The 21,875-nt window shown below is 62.0% G+C and carries 24 protein-coding genes; 11 read left to right on the top strand and 13 right to left on the bottom strand.

Annotation, left to right across the window (positions count from 1 at the left end; genetic code table 11):
- Positions 1–25: 25 nt before the first annotated feature.
- On the bottom strand, positions 26–229 hold the full coding sequence (locus AC1DYF_RS21610; RefSeq protein WP_477878821.1) for a hypothetical protein: 204 nt from the start codon (positions 227–229) through the stop codon (positions 26–28).
- Positions 230–375: 146 nt separating this feature from the next.
- Here AC1DYF_RS21610 and AC1DYF_RS21605 point away from each other — a divergent pair, with 146 nt between their 5' ends.
- On the top strand, positions 376–1,302 hold the full coding sequence (locus AC1DYF_RS21605) for a transglutaminase family protein (protein WP_477878820.1): 927 nt from the start codon (positions 376–378) through the stop codon (positions 1,300–1,302).
- 49 nt (positions 1,303–1,351) lie between these two features.
- On the opposite strand, the gene AC1DYF_RS21600 is transcribed toward AC1DYF_RS21605, so the two are convergent.
- A complete protein-coding gene (locus tag AC1DYF_RS21600; protein ID WP_477878819.1) occupies positions 1,352–1,648 on the bottom strand; it encodes a BON domain-containing protein in 297 nt (98 codons plus the stop codon).
- A gap of 60 nt (positions 1,649–1,708) precedes the next feature.
- Positions 1,709–1,876: a hypothetical protein gene (locus tag AC1DYF_RS21595; protein ID WP_477878818.1), complete on the bottom strand. Its 168-nt coding sequence runs from the start codon at positions 1,874–1,876 to the stop codon at positions 1,709–1,711.
- A gap of 185 nt (positions 1,877–2,061) precedes the next feature.
- Here AC1DYF_RS21595 and AC1DYF_RS21590 point away from each other — a divergent pair, with 185 nt between their 5' ends.
- Positions 2,062–2,520, top strand: a complete 459-nt coding sequence (locus tag AC1DYF_RS21590; protein WP_477878817.1) for an NUDIX hydrolase — start codon at positions 2,062–2,064, stop codon at positions 2,518–2,520.
- An 8-nt stretch (positions 2,521–2,528) separates the two neighbouring features.
- Here the strand turns inward: AC1DYF_RS21590 and AC1DYF_RS21585 are convergent, their stop codons facing one another.
- From AC1DYF_RS21585 to AC1DYF_RS21575, 3 genes are all read right to left on the bottom strand, one after another.
- On the bottom strand, positions 2,529–2,780 hold the full coding sequence (locus AC1DYF_RS21585; RefSeq protein ID WP_477878816.1) for a hypothetical protein: 252 nt from the start codon (positions 2,778–2,780) through the stop codon (positions 2,529–2,531).
- Positions 2,781–2,794: 14 nt separating this feature from the next.
- The gene (locus AC1DYF_RS21580; protein ID WP_477878831.1) at positions 2,795–4,366 is read right to left on the bottom strand and encodes a sensor histidine kinase; all 1,572 of its coding nucleotides are present in this window, start codon (positions 4,364–4,366) and stop codon (positions 2,795–2,797) included.
- Positions 4,367–4,562: 196 nt separating this feature from the next.
- Positions 4,563–4,808, bottom strand: a complete 246-nt coding sequence (locus AC1DYF_RS21575; RefSeq protein WP_477878815.1) for a hypothetical protein — start codon at positions 4,806–4,808, stop codon at positions 4,563–4,565.
- A 198-nt stretch (positions 4,809–5,006) separates the two neighbouring features.
- On the opposite strand from AC1DYF_RS21575, the gene AC1DYF_RS21570 reads away from it, so the two are divergent.
- Positions 5,007–5,753 (top strand): response regulator, encoded by a 747-nt coding sequence (locus AC1DYF_RS21570; protein ID WP_477878814.1) that lies wholly within the window; start codon positions 5,007–5,009, stop codon positions 5,751–5,753.
- Positions 5,754–5,889: 136 nt separating this feature from the next.
- Here the strand turns inward: AC1DYF_RS21570 and AC1DYF_RS21565 are convergent, their stop codons facing one another.
- Complete coding sequence (locus AC1DYF_RS21565; protein WP_477878813.1) at positions 5,890–6,312, bottom strand: DUF2934 domain-containing protein; 423 nt, start codon at positions 6,310–6,312, stop codon at positions 5,890–5,892.
- Positions 6,313–6,620: 308 nt separating this feature from the next.
- On the opposite strand from AC1DYF_RS21565, the gene AC1DYF_RS21560 reads away from it, so the two are divergent.
- The 3 genes from AC1DYF_RS21560 (at position 6,621) to AC1DYF_RS21550 (ending at position 8,969) form a co-directional block, all read left to right on the top strand.
- Positions 6,621–7,103 (top strand): pyridoxamine 5'-phosphate oxidase family protein, encoded by a 483-nt coding sequence (locus AC1DYF_RS21560; protein WP_477878812.1) that lies wholly within the window; start codon positions 6,621–6,623, stop codon positions 7,101–7,103.
- 9 nt (positions 7,104–7,112) lie between these two features.
- The gene (locus AC1DYF_RS21555; RefSeq protein WP_477878811.1) at positions 7,113–8,138 is read left to right on the top strand and encodes a DNA topoisomerase IB; all 1,026 of its coding nucleotides are present in this window, start codon (positions 7,113–7,115) and stop codon (positions 8,136–8,138) included.
- Between the two features lie 549 nt (positions 8,139–8,687).
- On the top strand, positions 8,688–8,969 hold the full coding sequence (locus tag AC1DYF_RS21550; protein WP_477878810.1) for a hypothetical protein: 282 nt from the start codon (positions 8,688–8,690) through the stop codon (positions 8,967–8,969).
- A gap of 61 nt (positions 8,970–9,030) precedes the next feature.
- Here AC1DYF_RS21550 and AC1DYF_RS21545 read toward each other — a convergent pair whose 3' ends face one another.
- The 3 genes from AC1DYF_RS21545 to AC1DYF_RS21535 form a co-directional block, all read right to left on the bottom strand.
- Positions 9,031–10,047 carry a hypothetical protein gene (locus AC1DYF_RS21545; protein WP_477878809.1) on the bottom strand — a complete coding sequence of 339 codons (1,017 nt, stop codon included), beginning with the start codon at positions 10,045–10,047 and terminating at the stop codon, positions 9,031–9,033.
- A 161-nt stretch (positions 10,048–10,208) separates the two neighbouring features.
- Positions 10,209–11,372, bottom strand: coding sequence for an MFS transporter (locus AC1DYF_RS21540; protein ID WP_477878808.1), 1,164 nt, complete (start codon positions 11,370–11,372; stop codon positions 10,209–10,211).
- A gap of 110 nt (positions 11,373–11,482) precedes the next feature.
- Positions 11,483–11,827 carry a RidA family protein gene (locus AC1DYF_RS21535; protein WP_477878807.1) on the bottom strand — a complete coding sequence of 115 codons (345 nt, stop codon included), beginning with the start codon at positions 11,825–11,827 and terminating at the stop codon, positions 11,483–11,485.
- A gap of 162 nt (positions 11,828–11,989) precedes the next feature.
- On the opposite strand from AC1DYF_RS21535, the gene AC1DYF_RS21530 reads away from it, so the two are divergent.
- Genes AC1DYF_RS21530 through AC1DYF_RS21510 form a run of 5 tightly spaced genes read left to right on the top strand, consistent with a single transcriptional unit; the run spans position 11,990 to position 19,350 of the window.
- Complete coding sequence (locus tag AC1DYF_RS21530; protein ID WP_477878806.1) at positions 11,990–13,369, top strand: SWIM zinc finger family protein; 1,380 nt, start codon at positions 11,990–11,992, stop codon at positions 13,367–13,369.
- Positions 13,366–14,778 carry a DUF5691 domain-containing protein gene (locus AC1DYF_RS21525; protein ID WP_477878805.1) on the top strand — a complete coding sequence of 471 codons (1,413 nt, stop codon included), beginning with the start codon at positions 13,366–13,368 and terminating at the stop codon, positions 14,776–14,778. Before AC1DYF_RS21530 ends, AC1DYF_RS21525 begins: the two co-directional genes overlap by 4 nt.
- On the top strand, positions 14,771–15,853 hold the full coding sequence (locus AC1DYF_RS21520) for an ATP-binding protein (RefSeq protein WP_477878804.1): 1,083 nt from the start codon (positions 14,771–14,773) through the stop codon (positions 15,851–15,853). Before AC1DYF_RS21525 ends, AC1DYF_RS21520 begins: the two co-directional genes overlap by 8 nt.
- Positions 15,854–15,856: 3 nt before the next feature.
- Positions 15,857–18,193, top strand: coding sequence for a DUF5682 family protein (locus tag AC1DYF_RS21515; protein WP_477878803.1), 2,337 nt, complete (start codon positions 15,857–15,859; stop codon positions 18,191–18,193).
- On the top strand, positions 18,190–19,350 hold the full coding sequence (locus AC1DYF_RS21510) for a VWA domain-containing protein (protein WP_477878802.1): 1,161 nt from the start codon (positions 18,190–18,192) through the stop codon (positions 19,348–19,350). Before AC1DYF_RS21515 ends, AC1DYF_RS21510 begins: the two co-directional genes overlap by 4 nt.
- 76 nt (positions 19,351–19,426) lie before the next feature.
- On the opposite strand, the gene AC1DYF_RS21505 is transcribed toward AC1DYF_RS21510, so the two are convergent.
- From AC1DYF_RS21505 to AC1DYF_RS21495, 3 genes are read right to left on the bottom strand one after another with little or no spacing between them, the layout of a single operon-like run.
- Positions 19,427–19,780, bottom strand: coding sequence for a RidA family protein (locus AC1DYF_RS21505; RefSeq protein WP_477878801.1), 354 nt, complete (start codon positions 19,778–19,780; stop codon positions 19,427–19,429).
- Between the two features lie 11 nt (positions 19,781–19,791).
- Positions 19,792–20,613, bottom strand: a complete 822-nt coding sequence (locus AC1DYF_RS21500; protein WP_477878800.1) for an ABC transporter permease — start codon at positions 20,611–20,613, stop codon at positions 19,792–19,794.
- Positions 20,613–21,869, bottom strand: coding sequence for an ABC transporter permease (locus tag AC1DYF_RS21495; RefSeq protein ID WP_477878799.1), 1,257 nt, complete (start codon positions 21,867–21,869; stop codon positions 20,613–20,615). The genes AC1DYF_RS21500 and AC1DYF_RS21495 overlap by 1 nt, the downstream gene beginning before the upstream one ends.
- Between the last annotated feature and the right edge of the window lie 6 nt (positions 21,870–21,875).

Genomic DNA, 21,875 nt, shown 5'->3' with positions numbered 1-21,875 from the left:
GCTGTCACGCTCTCCGGCCAATCAATCAAAGCACGGAACTGCTGTGAATTTCGCTGCCGGCGACCTGGCTGAGCAATTCGCGGGCGCGGGCAATCGCATTGTCGCGGCTGAGTTCCTCGTCCCGGCGCATGAAAACCGAAATGACCTCGCCATGATCGCCGGTAAACTCCACCCGGAAGGTGGGGCTCTCGCCGCCTTCTTCCCTTATCTGCGTCGCTATAACCTGCATGGCTACCTCCTTATGGCTGTCGCAGAAACGAAACCCCCGGCAGCTTTGTTCCTGTCGGACGCGGCAAGCGTGCCTGATGATTTTTCGCTTCCGGTCCGGACGCCGATAGGTTAATCGAATTCGAAACTCCGCGGGCAGGAACGCCAATGCCGATCTTTTCGGTGCGCCATATCACCGAATACCACTATTCAAAGCCCGTGGCTTTCGGTGAGCATCGGCTGATGTTCCGGCCGCGCGACAGCTATGACCAGCGGCTGCTGGAAGCCACGCTGACCGCCGATCCCGAACCGGCAAACGTCCGCTGGATCCATGACGTCTTCGGCAATTGCGTGGCCATCATCGACATTTCCGGCGCTTCGAAGCTCCTGCGTTTCGATACGCATATCCGACTTGACCATATCGCCGAACCGATCGCCTTCCGCATCGACGAAAAGGCGATGACCTATCCTTTCGCCTATGACAGCGAGGAGATGAGCGACCTCAAGCCGACCATCCGCTGCCACTATCCCGATGCGGCCGACGAGATCGGGCGCTGGGCGCGGCAATTCCTGAAGCCGGGCGGATCGACCGATACCGGCCGGCTGCTGATGACCATGTGCTATGCGATCCACGAGAGCTTCGTCTACGGACGCCGCATCGAACAGGGTACGCAGCCGCCGCTGATGACGCTGCAATTGCGCAAGGGCACATGCCGCGATTTCGCGCTGCTGATGATGGAGGCGGCTCGTTCGCTGGGTCTCGCCGCCCGTTTCGTCTCCGGCTATGTCTATGTGCCCCAACGCAGTACTGCCACACGCGGCGGCGGTTCGACGCATGCCTGGTGCCAGATCTACCTGCCGGGCGCCGGATGGGTGGAATTCGACCCGACCAACGGCATTGTCGGCAACCGCGACCTTATCCGCGTCGCGGTGGCGCGGGACCCGGCCCAGGCCATGCCGCTCTCCGGCAGCTACAGCGGCCGCCCGGAGGATTTCAGGGAAATGATCGTCCGCGTCGATGTGACGGCCGAGGACGCCGCCGATCAGCGCATCCAGGTTCCAAGCGGAAACGGGCCGGCTGCGCGATACGCCTGACGGTGTAGAAGACAGCTGGCAAAGGGTGCCTTGAGCCGCCGGAAGCGCGTCAGAGGGTGCGGGCGTTGTCGTTGCTGATCACGGCGGACAGGCGGTTATCGACCGAGGCGACGCCCGTCACGCGCGAGGCGATATCCTCGGCAATCTCGATCTCTTCTGGATAGGTGACGGTGCCCTTCAGCACGATCGTCGTGCCGACCGCTATGACGACGACCTCAGCGGCGTCGATATCGGCGGCGCGGGCCAATGCATCGGCAACGCGCGTTTCCATGGCCATGATCGGATTGGCTTCGAGATCAACCGGGTTGACGTTCCGGCCATTGAATGCCTGCGGCTTGAACACCATTGTCTTTCTCCAATGATCTGCCGATCCCTAGACGTCCTTTCGGGCGCTGCTTGCATCGGCTTAGTGATAGAGGTTGATGACGGGCGGCTTGCGGGTTTCGTCCGGATTGGGAAGTGGCTCTTCGTCCGGCAGCCGATCCGGTTCCGGCTCCTTGACGGGCGGATCCGGCGGAACAATCGGTAGCGGCGTTGGTTCTTGCTCGACGGGTATGATCTGTGCGTGAAGCATGGTTCTCTCCGTTGCTGTCGGAGATAACCCACGGCCACGGCCATGGTTCCGACAAGAGCGCTGTCACGTCGCACGCCGCCCATAACGCAAAAATCTGTTCAAAGTCGCAAAAAGAAAGTTTAAGAAAAGCTTGATATACTACAATGCAAAATAGCATATCGCATCCGTGCACGAGCAGGAGAACAATGAAGAAGAATAAACTGATCGAGCAAGCCAGGAAGAAGGGGACGTTGCAGCAGGTCGCAGCACTTCCCTACCGTCGTCGCGACGATGGCGACATCGACTATCTGGTCATCACCTCGCGCCGCACGCGCCGCCTCATCGTCCCCAAGGGCTGGCCGATGAAGGGCAAGGCTGACTGTGTCGCCGCGGCAATCGAGGCCCGCGAGGAAGCCGGCGTGCGTGGCAGGATCGGCGAGCAACCGATCGGCAGTTTTTCTTACATCAAGCAATTGGCGGAAATGGATATTCCCGTCACGACGCATGTCTTCCCGCTCGAAGTCAAGAAGGTCAAGTCGCGCTGGAAGGAAGCCAACTGCCGCAAACGACGCTGGGTATCCGCCGCTGAGGCAGCAACATTGCTGAGTGACCGGGAGCTCGCGGATCTCGTTCGTACCGTCAGCGCGACGCTGCACGAAACCTAAGCCACATTCTACCGCGCTTCGGCCGCGACGCGCGCCTGCGCTGCCTTGAGGATCGACCGTATCTCGTCCGAGCGCGCCGCCTCGAAGGCAAAGGCCTCTGACGGCACGGCACCCGGATCCTCCTCGCCGTCCATGAACACCGATTCGTCGCGCAATCTCGCGGTCAGATTGTCGTGATCACCGCCGAGATAGGCCGCCAGGAAAGCGATCAGGATTTCACGCTGGGCGCTGAGCCGGCCTTCCAGTTCTTCCATCGTCATAGATTTATCCTCCTCTATTGTGCCGTGTCCAGCGCCGCTTCATGTCCCCTCTCCTCTCCCTGCCGGAGAGGAAAGACCAGAATGAACGTCACGCCATCACCGCTGCTTTCGATCTGGTAGCGGCCGCCGATCTGGCCGACAAAGCCGGCGATCAGCCGGCTGCCCATACCCTTCTTGCCGTCGCCGGACAGGCCGGGGCCATTGTCGGCGATTTTCAGCGTTGCCTCTCCGCCGCCCTCCAGAAGGCTGACGCTGAGACGCCCGACGGCCTGGTCATGGAACGCATATTTGAACGCATTCGACACGACCTCGTTGATGATCATTCCGATCGGCAGCATCAGGTCGCGGTCCACAGTCAGGGCGACAAGACTGGAATCGATCTCGATCTCCTGCGGATAGCTGCGGGCGATCTCCCCGACCAGCCGCTCGACATAGGGCGCCAGAGAGACGCGCTCGAACTGGTCCGATTGGTAGATATGCTCGTGCACCGCCACCATGGCGGAAATCCGCCGCGCCATGTCGCTGCGCACCTCGTCCGGCAGAGGCTGCAGCCGGATCAGCGAGGACACCGCCTGGAGATTGTTTTTCACCCGGTGATGAATCTCACGGAAAAGAACATGATTGCGCTCGACCGCCTTTTCGAGTTCCAGATTGCGGACGGCAAAGGCCCGGAGCAGCCACGCGATCCAGATTGCGAAGCCCACCAGCAATGCAAGGACGGGCAGAGCGAAAGCCAGCTGCAATTCGAGTGAATGCCAAAACATGGCGAGCACTTCGTCGATGTCGATGCCCGCAATCGCAATCAGCGGCCAGTGCTCGATCTTGTGATAACCGACGATGCGCGTCGCGCCGTCAACCGGCGAGACCGGGCTGAAATAGGTGCCTTGCGGCGATTTCGGCAGCATTTTGAAAACATTGGAATTAGAGATGTTCAGCGGCTTTGGGACATCCGGATGCCGGGCGACGACCCAGCCATCCGCACGCAGCACCGTTACGATCGAATGCGCACCAAGCCCGATCGCGTTCCAGAAGTCGTCTATCTTCTGGACTGGAATGGCAATGGATGCGACGCCGCGGAACTGGCCCTTGCGAACGATGTTGCGGGCAATGACGAATACCGGACGGTCGGTCAGCGGCTCCATCAACCGCGAAGAAATGACCACCGGGATTCCCGCCTTCAGCTGGTTGAAATAATCGCGGTCATCGATCCGGATACTGCCGGCTTTCGATACGCTGGACAACCTCAGCACACCCGCCGCGTCGTAGACGGAATATTGGAAACCTTCCGGCAAGTCGCCGACGGCTCCGGAAATATCCTCGACCGCGTCCCGGGTCGTACCGATCGGACCGTCGCCGATCGCTGCATCGATGCGTCGCAGTGCCTGATCGCTCGCTTCAACCATCCACTCCATATGTGCAGCAACGACATCGGCGGCCGACTGCGCCTTGGTCTCACCGGTTGTCAGGGCAAGGCGATAATTCTGCCAGACGAGGAGGCCTGCCAGCGCGAGCGCCGCGGCGATAATGATGGTCGTCAGGGCGACAGCGGTACCTGGCCTCGCTATGCGTGCGTGCAGGGTCTCCACCAATCAGAACTCCACGCCGTCCTGCCCTCAAGAGGGCAAATGCATTGGCCCAAGCGCGATCTCGGCAACCGATGGCGCGTAGATCGCACCATTCCATTTCCCGGTTTCGAAATCCATCGAAAACTCGGGTTTTACGCAGTTTCAACATTCACCTATGAAGTCCGGCTGACGTTTGTCGGTTGCCCTTGCCCTCTACCTATTTGGCAACGCCGTCCTTTGACAGATCCTTCGGATGGATGGACATCGGATCCCCGACCGTTGGCGCCGGTTTGACGATGTCCTGATCTGCCGTCTGTCCCGGCTTCAGTACGCCATTGCATTTATCCAGCTTCCTGCTGAGTTCGGCGCCCTTCGCCTTTGGCGACAGAGGGGCGCTGCAGGTATCTGCGCCCGCCGGCGCCGCGAAGCAAAGAAGAATGGCGGAAACGATCGCGAATTTCATTCTCATGGTTCGCTCCTTTCGACGTTTCTTTTCTTGGAAACCCAAAAGGGTGGGTAACCGTTCCTCTTCATCGGGCTCGCAAAACGCGTATATTCATCTTTCGTAAATGGACAGCCCGCTATTGTTCGCTGGTAAAACGGGAAAAAAATCCCCATATTGGGCGTAGATAGTTCCCGTGAACTCAAGCGGAGGAGTGCAATGTTGAAGCTCATTTCCGCCACTGAAGCAGGCGTGAATTGGCCTTGGCCGCCAGCCGACAGGGATGATCGGATTGCCGCGGCGGGACACCTTGAGACCGAGACGATTTCCGATGCGAAACATGGGCAGGACGCCATGCAGCTTTTCCGCACCGGCGCGAAGCTCATGATCGTCGAGGACGAATTCCTGATCGGCGAAGACCTTGCTCATGGCCCCCGCAAGGAGGGTATCGGCGTCCTCGGCCCCTATAATTCGATCGCCGGAGCCATAGAAGCGTTGAGTGGCAACGAGCCCATCGGCGCCGCCATTCTCGACCTCAATATCCGTGGCCGCGTCGCTTTCGACCTGGCGGAGAAGCTGAACGAGCGCAACATCCCGTTCATCTTTTACACCGGCTACGACAGCGTCATCATTCCCGAAAAATTCCGTCAGATCGGCCGGGTTCGCAAGCCGGCGGATTGGCAGGTGATCAAGCGCGCGCTTTTTCCCGATGCGCCCCGGCTTGCCAGGCGGCGCGTCAAGGAACTGTCCGTGGATGCGCCCGGCATTGCCACCATGCTACCCGCGTTGCAGCGCCGGGCACGCGAGATCACTGCCAATTCGGAAACCGCCGAGCGCCTGGTGGAGCGAACGCTCGAACGCGCCATCCGCGAGATTGCCACCTGCCCTGCCGGCGTGTCGATGGAGCACTGGCTGATCGGTCTCTTGGAAACAACTGGTATCGGGGACCGGGACCGGCTCAACTAAAGCCTAAGCCAGATTGACCGAAGCATGTATTGCGAATGCGGGACTCCGCGTCGGTCGTGTAACAGAGATCGCGACAGCAGCCATCCATCGCGCGGCCAGGCCGCCCGAGCAGCACGTATCACGATTCGACCACCGCTTATTCTGCGGCGGCGGCTTTCTTGGATCTCGATCGCTTGGGAGTCTCGGTGGCGATCGCTGCCGGCGTGCTCACCTTTGCAGCAGCAACCTTCGGCGCCTTTTCAGCGGCGGCCTTTGCAGGCTTCGCAGGTTCCACTGCAGCCTTGGCAGGCTTGGCTGCCGCCACGACGGCGGCCTTGGCAGGTTTTTCGGCTTTCGGCTTGGCAGCCGGCTTTTCGGCCTTTGGCTTGGCGGCTCGGGGTTTGAGCACTTTCAGCGCCTGCGTTGTGCCCTCGCTGTCGACTGGCCTGGCAGTTCCGCTGCCATTTACCGTTGCAGCGGCTTCCTGCCAATGGCGGTCGTGCTGTCCTTCCGGCCGACCTTCCTGTTCCCAACGGCGATAGGCTTCGGCACGGATACGCTCTTCCTTGTCTTCCAACATGTTCGCTTCCCCTGTCTTCCCGGTAGCAACACAATTGAGCATACGCGAATTTAGTGATTCTCACCCGCGAATTAAGCGAGAAACGGACCGGACGGGTGAGAAGCTCGACTGCCTTTTCGTTGGCTGCAGGGAGAAAACGGAAAAATCCCTGCATTCTTCGCACCGTCGCGTCCGTTTGGCACGGCCCGCAACTCGAATTGCAGAACGGTCCTGAGCCGGATTCGTTCCCGCTTTCAGACACGCCGCACGGAACCTTGCAGCGGGCGGGACGTTAGGTCGCGGTCATGCCATTCTGCCGGGAGATTTCGATGATTGACGAACAAGACGCCATCGAAGAGACTTGGGAGCTGATGCAGAAAATCGGTTTCTGCATGCTCTCCAGCCGCTCCGGCGACGACATCCGCGCCCGGCCGATGGCCGCCCATCCTGAACCCATCGTCAACGCCGTCTACTTCCTCACCGACATCAACGGCGCCAAGGACGACGACATCGCCCGCTGGCCGAATGTCGGGCTCGCCTTCGCCGATTCACGCGGCCAGAAATATGTCTCGGTCACCGGCACCGCCGAAATTTCCAATGATCGCGAACTGATCCGCGAGCTTTGGACCACGCCCGCCAGGGCCTGGTGGGAAAATGCCGACGATCCCGATATCCGGGTGCTCAAGGTCACACCGAAATATGCGGAATACTGGGACAGCCCGGGCAGTATCATCAGCTATGTCAAGATGCTGATGGCAGCCGTCACCGATCACCGGCCCGACATGGGCGACAACGTCAAGGTCAGCATGTAAAGAACCGCCATGGACGGACAGTTGCTGCAGTCGCTTGGCCTGATCTATGTCAGCGACACCGAACCCGGCATCCGGCGCGAGAAGCACGGTGACGGTTTCTGCTACCGGATGCCCGGCGGAGGCCTCGTCAACAGCGACGACACACTCGCGCGTATAAAAACCCTCGGCATCCCGCCGGCCTATCGCGACGTCTGGATCTGCCTCGATCCGCGCGGCCATCTGCAGGCCACCGGCTTCGACGCCCGCGAACGCAAGCAATACCGCTACCATCCGGACTGGCAATCGCTGCGCAGCGATCGTAAGTTCGACCAGCTCATCGCCTTCGGCGAGGCGCTTCCCCGGCTGCGCAATCGCATCGGTCGCGATCTCGGATCAGGCATCGAAAATGAAAAGGGCATTCTTGCCGCGATCGCCATGCTGCTTGATCTCGCGCATTTGCGGGTCGGCAATATCGTCTATGCCCGCGACAACAACACGTTCGGCGCCACGACGCTTCTGAAACGGCATCTCAAGATCATGCCGGACCGGATCGAGCTCCGCTTCGTCGCCAAAGGCGGCAAGAAGGTACAGCGGACGCTGAAGCATCCGCGCCTGCAGACCATGCTGGAGCAGATCGCCGACCTGCCGGGGCGACGGCTGTTTGCCTGGAAGGACGAAGAAGGCGTGGCGCACGCGATCGACTCCGGCAAGCTCAATGCCTATCTCGCCGCCACGGCAGGCCTCGCCATTTCGGCCAAGACGTTCCGCACCTGGGGCGGCTCGCTCGCAGCATTCGACCGGGCGATCCAAATCCTTGAGAATGGCCAAATCCCGACGATGAAATCGCTCTGCCAAGCCCCTTCGGTCGAACTGCACAACACCCCGGCGATTTGCCGCAAGAGCTATATTCATCCCGCGGTACTGGCGCTCGCCGAAGCAAAAAACGATCCGCTCCCCTGGTTCAAGCGCTGGAAACGTCGCCGTCCGCGGCGGCTCAATGGGCTCAGGGCAGACGAGAATGCGCTGCTGACCTTGCTCCGCTCCTCGGCGCGGTGACTGAAAGAAAGCAGAGATCCTATTCCCAACGTCGTATTTTAGCGGAACATAACACGACACGAGCGGTTACCCAGACATGACGTTCCGAAATTCGAGGAGGAAACCGTCATGGCCTATCAAGACCGTCATCCGGAACAGGGTCCAGCCGAAACTGGTCATGGCTCTGGGCGCGACTGCCCTCTATTCGCTGCTCGGCAGCCAAGCCAAGGTCACGCGCGATCGCGGCCGGCTCCTTAAGGCAGGAGCCTATACTGTCCTGGTCACGATCCATCCATGTTCCCTGCTCCGCAGCTTAGATCGTGGGGCGGCGGAGCGCAGCCAGGCGCTTGTCGTCAAAGAATTGGGAGAGATAAGAAAATATATCGGTTAATTACGAATTATATTTCCCTTAACGGGCTCCAGTAGACATCTCCAGATACCAGCGTCGTTCGCCAACACGCTGGATATTCAACGTTAGATATTAATAAAAAACAAGAAACTATTCAAGCTCTGGCGGATTATACCAATGTGAATGTCTATCACTCTCTACCAAGTATAAGGATAAACACCATGCGAAGCATTCTCAAAACCACACTGGCCGCGGCTTTCGCAGCCGCCTGTATTTCCGGCGCCAGCGTCGCTTTCGCCGCTGACAGCGGCAACGGCGGTAATAACAATGGCAGCGGCCAACATGGCATGAATCCGGGTAAAGCCATGAACGGCAACGACTCCGATGTCCTGCCGACCGACCCGAACACGACGGGCTCGATCAAGTGCAACAACAATTCGGCCAACGCCCAGTCCGGCTGCGACGACACCGATGGCACCAATTATAACGGCACGCAGCAGTAGTTGCCGCTGTCAGCAGATTGAAAATATCCCTGCCGCAGCCGCGGCGGGGATATTTTTTCAATCAATCCGAGGCTTTATAGGGATCGGCGAGCGCTGCATCCGGCCGGCTGATCGGATATTTGATCACCGATACCTTTCTCGCCATCTGTTTCGGGCCATATTCCTTCAGCATGGCGCGGAAGCTCGGATTCATGCCGCCGTCGAGATAGGTATAGGCATGCATTTCCGGCGCCGTCGAAACGGTCAGGCTGGCATCGGCCACCCGGTCGTCCTTGCCTGGGTCGCCCGGGCAGCCCACAAGCGGATCGGTCGGCTCGCCGCCGGGGAACATCTTGTTGAACACATATCTGCCGCCACACATGGAGACCTTCGGCTCCTGTCGGCTGCGCTCGAAACTGTCATAGCCGACCTTGAGGTCACGCCAGAACGACATGTTCGGATCGCCGCCATGTGCCGCCATATTGGCCGCCGTCATGCGGAACGGATAGGCCTGGACCTGGAAGGCCTGCTGGCCGCTCTGCAGCGACTTGAGCGTGATCGCATAGATCTCCGCCACCCCCTGGTCCGACATGGCAAAGCAGCCCGAGGACGAGCAGGCGCCATGCACCATCAGCGCCTCGCCCTTGTAGCCGAGCGCGCTTTCCAGCCGGTTCGGATAGCCGAGATTGAACGACAGGTAATAATTGGAATGCGGGTTGAGCTGGCCCATCGACACCGAATAGAAACCTTCGGGCGCCTGGCGATCGCCGATCTTGCGCTTCGGCCCGAGCTTTCCCGACCAGCGGCAGATCGGATAGGTCTTGAACAGGGCATATTGGCCCGAAGGCCTCTTCTTCCAGATTTCAAGCTCGCTTTCCTGCTTGAAGATGCGCACCAGAACCGGCTCGTCGTCGCTAAAACCCTTGGCCTTGATCTCACGGGCCAGCCGGGGACTGATATCCGTCGATGGCGCAATGTCGCTGAGGCTCATCGTGCTGCAGCTGGCCGCAAGCGTCATGAGCGCAAGGGCGCCCAATGTGCGCATCACGCGCGTCGGGCGCATCGCCGAATCGGTGCTCAAATCCAAAGGCATCGTCATCCCATCTCGCCGATGTCGCAGCCCGGCCGGACTGCCAACCATCGGTCCTAAAGATCGCCGCTTGCACGGTCCTTGCCCCATTGTCGAAACAAATGGTTACCGAACCGTTGCTACCGCAATTTCCCGCATGAACTCGCCCATGGCAAAGCAAAGCGGCGTTTTCATGATCGTTTGAGGCTGCCTATCGCAAAAGCAATGGCGAAGACAAACATCACGGCGCCAACCATGATCGGCCCCGCCGCAGGGCTGAAGGCCTGCATCGCCATGCCGAAGGAAGATGAGCCTATGCCACTGCCGGACGCATAGGCAAGCGCGAAGGCTGCACTGCCGGCGACCAGAGTGCTGCCGCTGTAGCGTTCACCCAGAAGCGTCAGTGCGGCCGTATAGAGCCCAACGCTTGCCGTGCCGATAATGGCGAAGTCAATGATGATCGCCACTTCGGAGGTCAGCAGCGGCAGGATCATGAAACAGATCGCGGTTATCGCCGCCGCGACCAGCGCCACCGTGCCGCGCGAAAATGTGTCGAGGATCCAGCCGACCACCGGCTGCGACAGGGCCGTCGGCAGCGCCAGCATGGTGATGCTGATTGCCGCAAACGATTCCGAGTAGCCGAGCCGGGTAAAATAGATCGGCATGCCCGAAATCGCCGCGATATCGGCGAAGCCGAAAGCGGCGACCATGGCGACCAGCATCGGCGCCCTCAGCAGGAAACGCAGGAACATCGATGATGTCGTCGATTCAGGTTCCGTCTGTGTCCGCCGGCAGATGATCACCGTGGCAAAGGCGACGAAGGCGATATAGACGGCGAGCAGCGCGAAGGCGAAACCGTCTTCGGTGCCGAACAGCGGGATCGCCATCGGCCCGGCGGCAAACCCACCGCATATGCCCATGCCGTAAAGGCCCGAGACACGCCCGCGAATCCGGTCGGGGCATGCGGTGTTAAGCCAGGCCTCGCTCATCATGAAGATGATGCTCGAGCAGCAGCCATGCAGGAAACGGGCAATGAACCATATCCAGAGCTGATCGAAACTCGCAAAGATCGCCAAGCTGACCGAGGCGCCGATCAATGCGGCAACGATCAGCCGATGGCCCCGAAGCACGGCCGTCAGCGGCCCCACCAGCAGCGTGGCGGCGGCAAGCCCTGCTGCAAAGCAGGCACCGGTCAAGCCGATGACACTGGGCGAAACGCCGCGCGCGGTGAGAATTAATGAAATCAGCGGATAAGTGACGCCCTGCGACAGGCTGAACGCGGTCGCGCCGAAAATGACGACGGCGATCGCCGCCCAATCGGCATCGAATTCCGCCTTCGCCCGTGCTGCGCTCACTGCCCTCTCCCGTCGCTCGGAAACGATGACAGGAAAGGCAGTAAATTATTCACTCGTATAGTACAAGCGGCGGCCGGTGACATCTCGATGACATACGGCCACCGAACGCATCAAGCCGCAGCGATGGCAGTGATCTCAATCCGGAGATCGGGATTGGCGAGCCGAGCTTCGATGCAGGCGCGCACCGGCGGATTGTCCTTGTCGACCCAGGCGTCATAGACGCTGTTCATCGCGTCGAAATCGGCGATATTGGGCAGGTAGATATTGATCGACAGCAGCTTCGATTTGCCGCTGCCGACCTCGGCGAGCACCGCCTCGATCTGCTCGAGCACATCCTGGGTCTGTGCCTGGAGCGAGCCATTGCTGTTGCGGGCGACCTTGCCGGCAATATAAACCGTGCCGGCATGCACCACGGCCTGGCTCATCCGCGAGCCCTTCTGATAACGTTGGATCATATTGCTCTTCCTTCCTGAATTGGCGCGGCCGTGGTTAGCAGGAGTGTCGGCACGGGTACAGTGCTGACGCCGAATTGAAATCCGTTAAGGCGATTGCCCTGCCATCACGAGCATGCCATGAAAGCTCACCAACGTGAGATGGCGTCGAATCGGAGGTTGCGTGTGGGCTTAAGTCTGGACAAGATCGAAGCGCTTGCCCCCGACCAAGGCTCACTCGACGCGGCCCGCAAGCTTCTGAAGCCGGCAAGCTGGCCCACACTCGCCGAGGACGGTGCCGGCCTCATCTGGGGCGAATGCCAGGGTTCCGGCGCCACGCCCTACCGCATTTCCGTTACCGAACTCGACGCCGGCTATAAATGCAGCTGCCCCAGCCGGAAATTTCCCTGCAAGCACTCGCTGGCGCTGATGTGGATGCGCGCCGAAGGCAAGGTGCCGTTCACGCCGGGCACGCCGCCCGACTGGGTCAGGGATTGGCTGTCGCGCCGCCGCGGCCCGAGCGCCGGCGCGCTCGCCGGCGAGGACAGGCCGAAAGCCTCCATCGCCTCGACGACCGAAGTGGAAGACGCCGCCGACCCGAAGGCGGAAGCCCGCGCCGCAGCCGCCCGCGAACGCAATCGTGCCGAGCGCGAGGCATCTGTCGCCAACGGTCTCGATGAACTCGACATCTGGCTTTCCGACCAGATCGATGCCGGCCTGGCTGCCTTTGCCACCAAATCACTGACCGCCTGCCGGGTGATGGCGCAGCGCCTGTTCGATGCCAAGGCCTCCGGCCTGGCGCTCAGGGTCGATACACTGCCCGCCCGTTTGTTGAGGCTGCCGGAACCGGCGCGACCGCAGATGGCCGTGCAGGAACTCGGCCTGCTGCATCTGATCGCCGAAGCCTATCGCCGGCAGGAGCAATTGCCCGAGGCGCTGAAAAGCGATGTCCGGCAGGTGATCGGCTGGAGCCTTGCCCGCGACGCCCTGCTCGAAGACACTTCGGCCCCGCGCATCACCGGCCCGTGGCAGGTCTGGGCGACCCGCAACGAGGTCCAGCCGGACAGGCTCAGGCGCATCGAGACCTGGCTTTCGGGAAGCGGGCGCAATGCCGTGCTGATCGAATTCGTGCCCGTCTCGACCGGCGCGGCATCGGGCGGCTTCAGCATCGGCGATAGATTCGAGGCAGAGCTGGTCTTCTACCCCTCGCCCGTGCCGCTCCGTGCCATCATCGCCCGGCAGATCACCGGTTCGGAACCATCCGGCAATGCCCTTGCCCTTCCTGATCAGGACGTGGCCACGGCCTACGAACACTATGAAACCGCGATGGCGGAAAAACCCTGGCTTGGCGACTTTCCCCTGATGTTCAAAGGCGCGAAAGTCCGGCGGTCGGGTGAAAGGCTCTGGCTGCACGACGAGGCGATCAGCCTGCCGCTCGACGATGATCAATCCACCGCCGCCTGGCCGCTCCTGCAATTCGACAGGCTCGACGGTGCCGGCATCTGGGATGGCTCCAGCCTCACCTTGTGCTGGGGCGAAACCCCGCTCGGCAGGTGGACGGCATGACATTGCAGGATATCCGCACATCGATCCTGCCACGCCTGATCTCCGGCGCTCGTGACGGCCTGCCGCTCGATCGTATCGGCGCCACCTCGCCGCTACAGGCGCTGAGCCTCGCCGGCCAGGCCGTGCGCTTCGACCGACCAGCGCGTCCGGCACAGTTCATCGTCGAGGAGCGTGTCGAGGACGGCCGCCGGATCATCGGCGATCCTGCACGAAAGCTTCTATTGCGGCTTCTCGGCGGCAAGAGCCAGGCATCCGAACACCTCGCCAATGCGCTGGCCCGCACCTTTGTCGAACGATCGCTGCGCCCGCATCCGTTCGATCTGCCGAAACTCGAAACCTTCGTCAAACCGCGTGCCGAACAACTGGGCGCCGAGGCGCTGGCCTTTGCCGAGCGCGAGACGCCAGTCGCAGAAAAGCAGAACTATTTCGCCCCCGACAAGCTGACCGACGAAACCTGGATGCTGGCGACGCCTGCGGTTAAGGCCCACTACATAGCCGAGCGCCGCGCCACCGACCCGGATGGCGCACGCGCGCTGGTCGAGGCGTCCTGGGCGTCGGAAAACGCCGACAATAGGGTCAGAATCCTCGGCGTGTTCCGGGATCAACTTTCCCCATCCGACGCCAGTTTTCTTGCTGGCCTGGCAAAAGATCGTGCTCCCCGCGTCCGCGAACTGGCGCAGCGGCTTCTTTCCCGCCTGCCCGGCTTTGAAGGCGACGACCCCACACTGCGCGCAGCACTGGAGCGCATCAAGGTCAACAAAAGCGGATTGATTTTCAAGCGCACGACGCTCGGCCTCGAACTGCCTGCGACAATCAAGCAGCAATTTGGCATCGCAGCATGGATCAACGAGGCCTTCAGCCCCGTCGGCATCGAAAAGCTCGCCGCCGCGCTGTCGCTTTCCGTCAACGACATGATCGCCGGCGTCGATAAGGATGGCAACCTTCTGCTCGCTTTCTTGATCATGGCAACCCGCGACCGTCGGCTCGACCTGGTCGAGACGATTGCGAACCGGCTCTCGAATGCCTGGGAGGCCATCGCCCAGGCCAATGTCAGCGATCTCGACGTGATCGATGCCGACTGGCGGCGGCGTTGGGCCGACCTCGTGGTGCAGCCGCGCCGCTGGTCCGCCGACACGCCGATCTGGACCTTGCCCAAGCTCGCCGACCTGCTCGAGGCACCCGCCTCGCCGACGCTGTTCGCCGACATTCTTGAATCGAGGCCGTGGAAGGCGCTGCGAAGCGAGCCGGGCAAGGCCAGTTCCGACCTCATTGAAAGCGTCGCCGTCCTTTGTCCGCCGGCAAGCCACGACCGCTTGCGCGCCGATCTCGCCGCCTTCGATACCAGCCGCGCCGGCAATGCCATTCTCTTTATCGATCTCATGGACAGTCTGGAGGCCCAAAATGCCTGAAGCCCAACTCCGCCGCGCCGCAGAACAGATCTTTGCCGAAGAGCTTGCCGCGCTGGCCAAAGGCGACGACCGCGCCCGGCCGGCAAACTGGAAGCTCTCGCCGCAGGCGGTCGTAACCTATCTGCTCGGCGGCAAGGCATCGGATGGAACGCCGATCTCAGCCAAATATGTCGGCAATCGCCGGCTGATCGAGACGGCCGTGGCCACCCTCGCGACCGACCGCGCGCTACTGCTGCTCGGCCTGCCCGGTACGGCGAAATCCTGGGTCTCCGAACACCTGGCAGCCGCTATTTCCGGCTCGTCGCAGCGCATCATCCAGTGCACCGCCGGCACCGACGAAAACCAGATCCGCTATGGCTGGAACTATGCGCTGCTGCTCGCCAAGGGCCCGTCGAAGGAGGCGCTGGTCAAGACGCCCTTGGTTCGTGCCATGGAAGAAGGCACGCTGCTCAGGCTCGAAGAACTGACCCGCATGGGCTCGGACGTGCAGGACACGCTGATCACCGTGCTCTCGGAAAAGACGCTGCCGGTGCCGGAGCTCGACACCGCCATCGACGCCCAGCGCGGCTTCAACGTCATTGCCACTGCCAACAATCGCGACAAGGGCGTCAACGAACTCTCCTCCGCGCTGAAGCGCCGCTTCAATGTCGTCGTCCTGCCGTCGCCGTCCTCGCTCGAAGAGGAAACCCAGATCGTCGTCAAACGCGTCGGCGAAATCGGCACCAATCTCAGTCTGCCGCCGATCCAGCCCGCCGACAAGGAACTGGCGCGCGTCGTCACCCTGTTCCGCGAGATCCGCGAAGGCAAGACACTGAACGGCAAGACCAAGCTCAAGACATCGACCGGCACGCTGTCGACGGCCGAAGCAATTTCGGTAGGCGTCTCCGCGTGGGCCGAGGCCGCGCATTTCGGCGATGGCCGCATCGATGCCGATGCGCTCGCCGCCAACATTGTCGGCGCCGTGGTCAAGGACCCGGTGCAGGACAGCGTGGCGCTCTCCGAATATCTCGAAACCGTGGTGCGCACCCGCGACGGCTGGAGCGATCTCTATAGCGCCATCCGCGAGGTCATCTGACCGATGAAGCGCAAGGCGCATCTTTTCGGCATCCGGCATCATGGACCAGGCTCGGCAGCGCTGCTGAAAGGCGCGCTCGACGCTCTCGATCCATCTTGTGTCCTGATCGAAGGCTCGCCCGAAGGCGATGCGCTGATCCAATATGCCGCTCTTCCCGGCATGAAACCACCGCTTGCCATGCTGTTCTACGCCGCCGACGAAGCGTCGAACGCCGTCTTCGCGCCATTTGCAGAATTCTCGCCGGAATGGGTCGCCATGCGCTGGGCACTTGAGCGCGGCCGCCCGGTGCGCTTCATCGACTGGCCGGCCGCCATATCGCTTGCGCTGACCAAGGCGGAACGCGAGGAAATGATTGCCGCGCTCGCCAAGAAGGCAGCGGAAGCACAGGAGGCCGATGGTACGGAAGCCGAGGCCACCGAGACTGTTGAGGAGCCGCTATCCACTGCGCCGGCGGCCCGTCTCGATCCGCTCGATCTGCTTGCCGAGGCGGCAGGCTATGGTGACGGCGAAGCCTTCTGGAACGGCCTGATCGAACATCATGGCGGCAATCAGTCGCCGCTCGACGTTTTTGGCGCAATCGAGCATGCGATGATCGAAGCGCGTAGCCACCAATACGAGGCAGGCGGCATCGGCGACCGCGAGCAATTGCGCGAGGCCCGCCGCGAAGCGTTTATGCGCGGGCATATTCGTGATGCGTTAAAACAGCACGAAGGCGAGGTCGCTGTGGTGGTCGGCGCCTGGCATGTAGGCGGACTGCGGGCCGAAACCACTGCCGCCGACGATCGCGCCATCATCAAGGACCTGCCTAAGATCAAGGTCGAGGCGACCTGGGCGCCTTGGAGCGACGGCCGGCTGAGCTATGCCTCCGGCTATGGCGCCGGCGTCATCTCGCCTGGCTGGTACCGGCACCTCTGGGGCCTCTATTCCGACGCCCGCCATGACGGTCCCGAAGCCTTCGCCGCACTCTGGCAGGCGCAGACCGCTGCACTGTTGCGCGAGGAAGGCCACTCGGCGTCAACCGCGTCGGCCATAGAAGCCGCCCGGCTTTCCCTTGGTCTCGCCTCGATCCGCGGGCTGAGCGTGCCGGGATTGATCGAGATGCGCGACGCCTCGCTTTCCGCCCTCTGCCACGGCGACCACGCCCAGTTGGCGCTGATCGAGCGCAAGCTCTATATCGGCAGCCGCATCGGCGAGATCGACGACGCCGTTCCGCAAATGCCGCTCGCCAAGGATTTTGACCTCTGGTGCCGCAAGACCCGGCTGAAGCCCGAGGAGGTGGTCAGCGAAGCCAAGCTCGACCTGCGCAGCGAAGCGGGTCTCGCCAAATCAACCTTCCTACATCGGCTGAACTTGATCGATATCGGCTGGGGCCGATTGATCGACGCCGAGGCCGGTCGTGGCACATTCCGCGAAATCTGGCGGCTGGCCTGGTCGCCCGACATGGCGGTCAGCCTCGCGGAGGCGCTGGTCTGGGGACTCACGATCGAACAAGCAGCTGCCGTTGCTACGATCGAACGCGCCCGCAAGGCCGATGGCATCGCAAAACTCTCCGAACTGGTGCGCGGTGCCCTGGTTGCCGACCTGCCGGAGGCGGCAAGCACCTGCATCGAACTGCTGCAGACCGCCGCCGTCCAGACCAGCGACATCACTGACCTGATGGTCGCGGTGCCGCCGCTCGTCCGCATCGTCCGCTACGGCACGGCGCGCAAACTGCCGGAAGAAGAACTCAAGGCGCTGGTCGTGGCGCTCAGCGCCGAAATCAATGCCGGTGCCCGCATCGGCTCACACCAGCTCGACGATGCCGCCACAGCCCAGCGCGTCACCGCCATGCGCGCCTATGACGAAGCACTCGGCCTGTTCGGCGACACCGCCCTGCTCGAAGACTGGCGCCGGCAACTCCCCCTGATGGTCGATGACGAACATATCGCCGCCCCGGTCGCCGGGCTCAGCCTGCGCCGGCTGCACGACCTGGCGCTCTGGGACGAACCTCGCGTCGCTGCTGCTTTCTCCCGCCATATCATCGGCGAGACGCCAGCCCGCGCCGGGGCCTTCGTCGAAGCCTTCCTTACTGGCTCGGCCGAAGTGCTGATCCAGGATCAGGCGCTGCTGTTCCTGATCGATGAATGGCTCTGCGGACTCGACGGCGACACCTTCGTCGAAAGCCTGCCGCTCCTGCGCCGCGCGCTCTCCGGCTTCGATGCCGTCAACCGCAGACGTGTCATGGAACGCATTGCGGGGGGACGGCGCGAACAGGTGGCGGCCGAACTTCCGGCAGGCGATAATCCAGCCTTCGAGCGAGCGCTGCCGTTGCTGAAGCAAATTCTCGGGATGAACGCATGACCGATCCGGAACGCATCCGCCGCTGGAAACTGGCGCTCGGCGACGATGACATGAGTGGCATGGATGACCGCGACCAGCGGCTCAGCCGCGCGCTCTCTGCACTTTATGAAGGCCAAGGCGCCAAGAAGGGCCGCGGCGGGCTTGGCGCATCGGCGCCAAAAGTATCGCGCTGGCTGGGCGATATCCGCGAATTCTTCCCCTCGCCGGTCGTCCAGGTGATCCAGAAGGATGCCTTCGAGCGCCTGAACCTCAAGGCGCTGATGCTGGAGCCGGAATTCCTCTCGACGCTGGAAGCCGACGTGCATCTGGTCGCCGACCTGATCGCGCTGCGCAACGCCATTCCCGAAAAGACCATGGAAACAGCCCGCATGGTGGTCAACAAGGTCGTCGAAGACCTGATGAAGCGGCTGCAATCGAAGACGGTGGAAAAGCTGACCGGTGCGCTCAACCGCTCACAGCGCACCCGCCGGCCGCGGCATTCCGACATCGACTGGCCGCGCACGATCCGCGCCAATCTGCGCCACTACCAGCAGGACCTCAACACCATCGTGCCGGAAACGCTGATCGGCTTTTCCCGCAAGACCCGCACCCGCGCCGATCTCGACCATGTCATGCTCTGCGTCGACCAGTCCGGCTCCATGGCCCCATCGGTCGTCTATGCCTCGATCTTCGCCGCCGTCATGGCGTCGCTGCCGGTTCTGTCGACCAAGCTCGTCTGCTTCGACACGACGATCATCGACCTGACCGAGGACCTGGCCGACCCGGTGAAAGTCCTGTTCGGCATCCAGTTGGGCGGCGGCACGGATATCAACGCAGCGCTGGCCTATTGCGAGACCAAGATCGAGCATCCCGCCAAGACGCATCTGGTGCTGATCACCGACCTTTTCGAAGGCGGCGACGCGCCGGCCATGCTGGCGCGTGTGGCAGCGCTGAAACAATCCGGCGTCAATGTCATCGTGCTGCTGGCTCTCTCCGACGACGGCCGGCCGAGCTACGACCAGCGCCATGCCGGCGCCATCGCCGCCATGGACTGCCCCGTCTTCGCCTGTACGCCGGACCAGTTTCCCGACCTGATGGCCACGGCGCTGACGAAGCAGGACGTGGCACAATGGGCGAGTGCGAATGGGATAGAGTTGGTGCGGGGTATCGCCACTTGAACTCTTGAACCCGAGTTCCTGCTCCGGATCGACAGCGGCCTTCAAAGGGCGACAGCCCATCGGCATGCAGGCATCGTCAAGAACAAGCGGCGATGATCCCAATCTCCACGGTATAACCATCACCGGCGAGTTTCGCCTCGACAGTCGCCCGGGCGGGCGCCTGGCCCTCCGGCAACCAGGCCTCCCAGACGCTATTCATCTCCTCGAATGTCGACATGTCGGCAAGCCAGATCGTGGCGCTGAGGACGTTTTTCGACGCACTGCCATATGTATCGAGCAGCAAGGCGATCCGCCCGAGGATGTCAGCTGTCTGTTCGCGGACGGAGGCGCCGCGGGCATCGCCCGCGACCTGTCCCGCAAGGAAAATGAAGCCGCCATAGACGACAGCCTGGCTCATGCGTTTGCCGGTCTGGTAGCGTGCGATCTCCATGATTTCCCCCTCTAATCCTTTAGCGAAACCCTTTGCCGCTCGGCGCGACGCTGCAGCCATTGGATCGTCGCAAGAAACAGCGTCGAGAACACGATGAGCAGCGTCGCGACCGCGGCGATCGTCGGGCTCAATGTCTCGCGTACGCCGCTCCACATCTGCCGCGGCAATGTCCGTTCCTCGGACCCGGAAATGAACAATGCAATCACCACTTCGTCGAAAGAGGTGACGAAGGCAAACAGCGCACCCGATGCCACGCCGGGCGCGATGATTGGCAGCATGACGCGGAAGGTCGCCTCGACCGGCGTCGCGCCTAGGCTCGACGCCGCCCGCATCAGGTTATAGTCGAAGCTCGCAAGCGTCGCCGTCACCGTGATGACGACGAAGGGCGCGCCGATTGCGGTATGCGCCAGCACCAGGCCGGTGAGGCTGTTGAGCAGGCCGACGGCGGCGAAGGCATAGTAGATGCCGACGGCGGAGACGATGACCGGCACGATCATCGGCGAAATCAGGATGGCGGTCAGCGTCGCCCTTGCAGGACAAGCCGGGCGGCTGAGGCCGATCGCGGCCAGCGTGCCGAGAGTTGTCGACAGAAGCGTGGCGCAGACCGCCACGATGACGCTGTTACGCAGCGCCAATTGCCAGACGTTGGAATTGAAGAACTCCTCATACCAGCGAAGCGAGAAGCCCGGCATCGGATAGGTGAAGAACGGCTCTGCGTTGAACGACAGCGGCACGATCGCGGCGATCGGTGCGATCAGGAACACGATCACCAAGCCGCCGGCGACCCAGAGCAGGATATTGAAGACACGGGCGAAGGAGAAAAACTCTGTCATCATCCGATCCTCAGCCGGTCGATGCCGACAATGCGGTTGTAGACGGCATAGAGAATGAGCACCGCCACCAGCAGGATAGCGCTCAAGGCCGCGGCCATGCCCCAATTGGTCACCTGGTTGGAATAATAGGCGATGAAATAGCTGATCATCTGGTCGCCGGGGCCGCCGACGAGCGCCGGCGTGACATAGTAGCCAAGTGCCAGGATGAAGACGAGCAGACCGCCGGCGCTGACGCCCGGCATGCTCATCGGCAGGTAAACCTTGAAAAAAGCCGAGACGGGGGGCGCCCCAAGCGACGACGCGGCTCGCAGATAGACCGGCGGAATGCCCTTCATTACGCTGTAGATCGGCAGCACCATGAATGGTAGCAGGATATGAGTCATGGCGATCAACACGCCGATGCGGTTGTAGATCAGGTCGAGCGGATGAGCCGGATCGACCAGCCCAAGCCAGATGAGCGCCGAATTGACGACGCCGCGACTTTGCAAGAGCACGACCCAGGCGCTGGTGCGGACGAGCAGCGAGGTCCAGAACGGCAGCAGCACGAGGATAAGCAATGTATTGGCGACCGCCCCCTTGGCACGCGCGATCAGCGCCGCCAGCGGATAGCCCAGCAGCAGGCAGACGATCGTCACAGACGCACTGACCACGAAAGTTCGGATCAGCACGTCGACATGCACCGCATTGTCAGGCGACACATGCCGGATCGCACCCGCCGCGTCGCGTTCGAGATCGATCGAAGCGAGGAGGTAATAATCCGTCAGCTTCGGTGATGCATTGCGGATGATCGTCCAGTAGTGCGGCGTCGCCCAGCCCGGATCGACCCCGACAAAGGCAACCTTGTAAGGCGCCTGAGCACTGCGGACCGTCCGCGCCGTCTTCAACAGCATCGATCGCATGCCGGTCTGATAATAATTCAGGCGTTTGGCGACCTCCGCGAACTGGTCGCGCGGCGTTTGCTTCAGGTCGGTGGCGAAGGCGGCGAACAGGGCTTCGTCAGGGCTCGACTTTCCGTCCCAGAGCGCCAGTGCCGCAACCGTACTGGGCAGAGCCGAGGACACATCCCTGTTGTCGACGGCGCGCGTCAGCAACAGGCCGATGGGTAGGACAAAGACCAGGAGCAGGAAGGTGAGCAATGGCGCCACGAGCAGCAATGCCTTGAGGCGTGCCTTGTTCCTGGTCCGGCTCAGGCGTTTCGCCCTCGCCAGACCAGCCACCGCCGCCTCATGATTTTCATTCATTGTCGCGCTTACCATCGCCAA

Source organism: Rhizobium sp. P2_G9, assembly GCF_056403475.1.
The sequence above is the reverse complement of the archived record's forward strand: the minus strand, read 5'-3'. Positions and strand labels throughout refer to the sequence as shown.